5 protein-coding genes are annotated in these 5,652 nt (G+C 60.4%); 2 read left to right on the forward strand and 3 right to left on the reverse strand.

All coding sequences use genetic code 11. The features are described from left to right. From ACFFAR_RS22980 to ACFFAR_RS22990, 3 genes are all read right to left on the reverse strand, one after another. A partial coding sequence (locus tag ACFFAR_RS22980; protein WP_375508529.1) for a methyltransferase occupies positions 1-494 on the reverse strand: 494 nt, incomplete at its 3' end. A 69-nt stretch (positions 495-563) separates the two neighbouring features. Beyond that, positions 564-1,262, reverse strand: a complete 699-nt coding sequence (locus ACFFAR_RS22985) for an FCD domain-containing protein (RefSeq protein WP_174364255.1) — start codon at positions 1,260-1,262, stop codon at positions 564-566. Between the two features lie 45 nt (positions 1,263-1,307). Then, entirely contained in the window at positions 1,308-2,636 is a 1,329-nt protein-coding gene (locus ACFFAR_RS22990) for an MFS transporter (protein WP_174364256.1), read from the reverse strand. A gap of 270 nt (positions 2,637-2,906) precedes the next feature. Between ACFFAR_RS22990 and ACFFAR_RS22995 the strand changes: the two genes are divergently transcribed. Further along, a complete protein-coding gene (locus tag ACFFAR_RS22995; RefSeq protein WP_174364257.1) occupies positions 2,907-4,244 on the forward strand; it encodes an MFS transporter in 1,338 nt (445 codons plus the stop codon). A 29-nt stretch (positions 4,245-4,273) separates the two neighbouring features. After that, positions 4,274-5,623: a glucarate dehydratase gene (gene gudD, locus ACFFAR_RS23000; RefSeq protein WP_174364258.1), complete on the forward strand. Its 1,350-nt coding sequence runs from the start codon at positions 4,274-4,276 to the stop codon at positions 5,621-5,623. The last annotated feature ends 29 nt before the right edge of the window (positions 5,624-5,652 follow it).

Genomic DNA, 5,652 nt, shown 5'->3' on the forward strand with positions numbered 1-5,652 from the left:
TTGGCATCGCGTTCGTAGAGCAGGTCGCTGCCCATGATGAGGTCGTAACGGCCATTGACGATACTGCGTCCCGCCGTATCCGCCAGCGTGCCTGCAAGTTCGGGGATCGACCAGTTGCCGTGCAGGTATTTCATCGGCGGGAGGTCGTTCAGGCGCAGATTTTCATCGAGGAAACTTGCCGTCAGCGGATGGCAATCGCTTGCCGTGACATCCGCTCCTCGCCGGTGCCCCACAAGACTCGCGAGCGCAAGGCCGCAGCCGATTTCGAGGATTCGCTCGGTGGCGAGCACGGGACGCAGCGCAAGCCGCGCGGCCAGATGCGCGCCCGATGGCCACAGCATGCCGAAAAGCGGCCACATCGCGGACGAGATGCCGATGCGTTCGGCGTCGCCCAGAGGGTCGGAGAATTGCTGCAAATCGAGCAGCGAACGGATGATGAGGTCGTCGACGCCCGTGACGGTGATGTTTTGCTGCTTGGTCAGATAACCGGGCATTGAACGGGACGGGAGGGAGCGGGGACGTAGTATGCGCCCGTTTCCCGTTTGCACCGCGGATTTGGTTTTTCAGATCTGCGCGTGCGCCCGCCGCAGTCTTTCGCGGCTGTTGCTCAGGTGCATCCGCATTGCGGCGCGGGCATCGTCGGCATCCTGGCGCACGATCGCCCGGTAAATCTGCTGATGCTCCGCCAGGACACTGCGAAGATGAACCACACGGTCAAGCTCCGCAATTTCCGTCGATCCCAGCCGCGTGCGCGGACTTACTGCACGGCCTAGCTGGCTTAGGACATCGAAGAAATAACGATTCCCGCTCGCACGTGCAATCTGGATGTGGAACTCGACGTCGTGTGCCACCACGTCCGTGCTGCCGCGTTCGAGCTCGGCCTCGAAGCGCGTGAGCGCTGCATCGATCAGTTTCAGATGCTGTTGCGTGCGCCTGCCCGCGGCAAGACCCGCCGCTGCGGCTTCCATGTCGATGCGGAACTCGATGATGGCCATGACATCCAGCATGTCCGACAGGTCGGATGCCGGCAAACGCAACGTCTCCGCCTGGTTCGCATCCAGGATGAACGTGCCGATCCCGTGACGCGTCTCCACTATCTTCGCAGCCTGAAGGCGCGACATCGCTTCCCGCACGACTGAACGGCTGACCGACAATTGCTTCATCAGCGCGACTTCAGTCGGAACCTTGTCGCCTGGGCGCAGCGTGCCGCGCTGGATATCGCCGGACACGGTTGCAATGACTTTGTCGGTGAGGATGCTCATGTATGCGGCTCCAGCTTTGCGATGAACGGAGTCATTCGACCAGACTTACTTGTTGACCAGACGAGCTGGCGTGACCAGCGACAGCAAGCCACCCAGCAGCATGAAACCTGCCAGCAAGAACATGCCGGCCGACGTGCTGTGCGTGCGCACGGTGAGATAACCGAACAACGAAGGCGAGAACAGGCCGGCAAGGTTGCCGAGCGAACTGATCATAGCGATGCCGGCGGCCGCGGCGCTACCGCTCAGCAAGGCAGTGGGTTGGGCCCAGAGCAGCGGTGCGACTGCAAACACGCACATGGAGGCTGCGGTCATGGTGACGATCGTCATCGTGAGGTCGTTGCTCCAGACCGTGCTCAACGCAAGAAGCGCGGCCCCGGCAAACGCGGGGAGCGCCAGATGCCAGCGGCGTTCGCGCCGTTTATCGGAGCTCATCGACAACGCGATCATTGCAACTGCGGCGAAGGCGTAAGGGATGGCGGTCAGGAGACCCACGCTCAGCGAGCTCCCATGGCCTGCACGCTGCACGATGGTCGGCAACCAGAAGCTGATGCCCATGTTTCCCGTAGCAAACGCGAAGAGCATCAGGCTCATCAGCCATATGCGCGGATTGGTGAACACGCTGCTGGTGTTCGCGCTTGGTTTCTCGGCATTTTCAGTTGCGATATTCCGCGCGATCACGCGCTTTTGATCGTCGGTCAGCCACCTGGCGTCGTTCACGCGATCAGGAAGCACGAACCATATGACCACGCCGATCGCAACAGCCGGCAGCGCCTCGATGAAGAATAGCCATTGCCAGCCGTGCAGCCCGGACATGCCGGCAAAGCGCTGCATGATCCAGCCTGAAAGCGGGCCGCCGACCAGTCCGGAAATGGGCAGGGCGGCCATGAACAGGGCTACGATGCGCCCGCGCCGGTGAGCCGGATACCAGTAGGTGAGGTACAGGATGATGCCTGGAAACAGGCCGCATTCGGCCATGCCGAGCAGCAATCGCAGCGCATAGAACGACGCGGGCGTGCGCACGAACAGCATGCACATGGAAACGAGTCCCCACGATACCGCGATCCGAGCGATCCACCGGCGCGCGCCCACGCGATGCATGATCAGGTTGCTCGGTACTTCGAAGATCGCGTACGCAAGGTAGAAGATGCCTGCGCCGAATCCGTACACCGCGTCGCTGAAACCGAGATCGGAGGCCATCTGGAGCTTGGCTAGACCGACATTGATGCGGTCCAGGTAGGCGATGCAGAACGCTGTCAGCAGTACGGGCAGTAGTCTGCGCGTGATTAACGAGTAGATCTCGTTTTCACCGGCCAGGCTTGAATCTGCGGTTCCGGGATTGCGTTGTGCGGCGCTTGCTGCCGTTCGGGTTTCCATGTCGTCTCCAGCTAAAGACATCTATGTCAAAGGTCATCAGACGTCCTAGTTCGTCTGCGGCGAACTTTGCGTTTGAGCAAGTATATTGCTTATGGCCCTGTTGCTGTTAGTTAGCCGGATAGGGTAAACACGACATTGGACTAATTTTCACTGAAGAGTAGACTGTCGTCAGACAACATATAGACGACTTGTTGGTTTTGAACCGGCTGTCGAGCGCGCGGCGTTCCGAGTAAGACCCGAGCCGTCGATACGGCACATTTGGAGACAATCTTGACGCCCGCTTTACACACGCCCACAAACCATGTGCTCGAATCGGCTGTATCGAAGGTAAAGCGCCATGTCTTGCCGCTTGTCCTGATCATGTTCATTGCGAACTACATCGACCGGGTGAACATCGGCTTCGTCAATTCGCACATGCAGGCGGATCTCGGCATCGGGGCTGCGGCTTATGGCCTGGGAAGCGGGCTGTTTTTCATCGGCTATGCGCTCTTCGAGGTGCCCTCCAATGTCCTGATGCAGCGATACGGCGCACGCGTCTGGCTGACGCGGATCATGGGGACGTGGGGCATCGTCGCGGCAGCGATGGCGTTTGTCTGGAACGACACGTCGTTCTACGTGCTGCGCTTCTTGCTCGGTATCGCTGAAGCAGGATTCTTTCCGGGCGTCGTGTTCTACTTCACGCAATGGCTTCCGCAGAAAGAGCGCGGCAAGGCCGTTGCCGTGTTCCTCGGCGGTTCGGCGCTGGCATCGGTCCTGTCGGGTCCGATCACCGGTTCGCTTCTCTCCATTCGCGGCTTCGGGCTTCACGGCTGGCAGTGGATGTTTCTGATCGAAGGCGGATTCTCGATTGTGTTGTGCGGCGTGAGCTGGATGCTGCTCAAGTCGCATATCAGCGACGCGAAATGGCTCAGTCCTGCCGAGCAAACCGCGCTTTCAAGTTCGATCGCGAACGAACAGGCCGAGCGCGAAGCGGTGGGCGGCGGCCACCATCTGCCCACGCTCAAGCTTCTCAAGGACCCGCAGATCCTGCTTTTCTGCCTGCTTTACTTTGCAATCCAACTGACCATTTATGCGGCAACGTTCTGGTTGCCGACCATCATTCGAAAGATGGGCGGACTGAGCGATTTCCAGGTCGGCATGTTCAACGCGGTGCCGTGGCTGATCGCGATGGTCGCAATGTATTGCTTCGCGCTTCTCTCCGCCAGATGGCGCTTCCAGCAAGCATGGCTTGCCGCCGCGCTGGTCATAGCCGCGTGCGGACTGTTTGCATCGACGTCGGGGAATCCGGTTTTGTCGTTTGTCGCGATCTGTTTTTCAGCGATCGGTTTCAAGGCAGCTGCTTCATTGTTCTGGCCGATTCCGCAGGGTTACCTCGATGCCCGCGTGGCCGCCGGCGTGATTGCGTTGATCAACTCGGTAGGCAATCTCGGCGGCTTTTTTGCGCCGGCTACCTTCGGTTATTTGCAGCAACATACCGGCTCGATCACGGGCGGACTCTACGGCCTCGGCTTCGCTTCACTGATTGCTGCCGCCGCTTGCTTCCTGACACGTAACCGCCGGATCAATCGCGAAAAAATGGGCGGCCACGTACCGAGCAAAGCGCTTTGATCCCTTCACCTTTTCGGGTCTTAAATACCATGTCGATGACTTCAGTCAAACCCAACGCCACCCCGACCGTCACCGAATTGCGCGTCGTTCCCGTCGCCGGCCGCGACAGCATGCTGATGAACCTGAGCGGCGCGCACGGTCCGTTCTTCACGCGCAACATCGTGATCCTCACCGATAGCGCCGGCAACACCGGCGTAGGCGAAGTGCCGGGCGGCGAGTCGATCCGCAAGACCATCGACGACGCACGCCCCTTGGTTGTCGGTCAATCCATCGGCAATTTGCAGGCGATCCTCAACAAGGCGCGCACGCAGTTCGCCGACCGCGATGCAGGCGGCCGTGGTCTGCAAACCTTCGACCTGCGCACCACGATCCACGCCGTCACGGCACTCGAGGCCGCGCTGCTCGACTTGCTCGGTCAGCACCTCGGTGTACCGGTCGCGGCGCTTTTGGGCGAAGGCCAGCAACGCGACGAAGTCGAGATGCTTGGTTATCTGTTCTACATCGGCGACCGCAACAAGACGGATCTGCCGTACGCGAGCGGCACCGATGGCAACGACGACTGGGACCGCTTGCGCACTGAAGAAGCGATGACCCCCGAAGCCGTTGTCCGGCTCGCCGAAGCGGCGCAGGCGCGTTATGGTTTCAACGATTTCAAGCTGAAGGGCGGCGTCCTTTCCGGCGATGCCGAGATCGAAGCCGTCACCGCATTGGCTGAACGCTTTCCGAAGGCACGCGTCACGCTCGACCCGAACGGCGCGTGGTCCCTGGCCGAGGCGATCCGTCTGTGCCGCGACCAGCACCATGTCCTGGCATACGCAGAAGACCCATGTGGCGCGGAAAACGGCTATTCGGGACGAGAAGTCATGGCCGAATTCCGCCGTGCGACGGGTTTGCCGACTGCCACCAACATGATTGCGACTGACTGGCGCCAGATGGGCCATGCGATCCAGTTGCAGTCCGTCGATATCCCGCTTGCCGACCCGCATTTCTGGACGATGCAGGGTTCGGTTCGCGTTGCGCAGATGTGCAACGAGTGGGGACTTACATGGGGATCGCATTCGAACAACCACTTCGACATTTCGCTTGCGATGTTCACGCAAGTAGCGGCGGCGGCGCCGGGAAAAATCACGGCGATCGATACCCATTGGATCTGGCAGGACGGCCAGCGCCTGACGCGCAAACCGCTGCAAATCGTTGGGGGGAGGGTGAGGGTACCGGAGCAACCGGGCTTGGGCGTTGAACTCGACATGGATGAGCTTGCGAAGGCGAACGCGCTTTACGAGCAGCATGGGCTTGGGGCGAGAGATGACGGGGTAGCGATGCAGTTCCTGATTCCGAACTGGAAGTTCGACAACAAGAAACCGAGCCTGGTGCGATAGGGAGTTTCACTTCACCTTGCGCCCTCAAC

The organism is uncultured Caballeronia sp. (assembly GCF_964243625.1).
Lineage (GTDB): Bacteria > Pseudomonadota > Gammaproteobacteria > Burkholderiales > Burkholderiaceae > Caballeronia.

Excerpts from the sequence above, each read along its gene's own strand:
- ACFFAR_RS22985 (WP_174364255.1), bottom strand. The coding sequence starts at position 1,262 with ATGAGCATCCTCACCGACAAAGTCATTGCAACCGTGTCCGGCGATATC.
- ACFFAR_RS22990 (WP_174364256.1), bottom strand. The coding sequence starts at position 2,636 with ATGGAAACCCGAACGGCAGCAAGCGCCGCACAACGCAATCCCGGAACC.
- gudD (WP_174364258.1), top strand. The coding sequence starts at position 4,274 with ATGTCGATGACTTCAGTCAAACCCAACGCCACCCCGACCGTCACCGAA.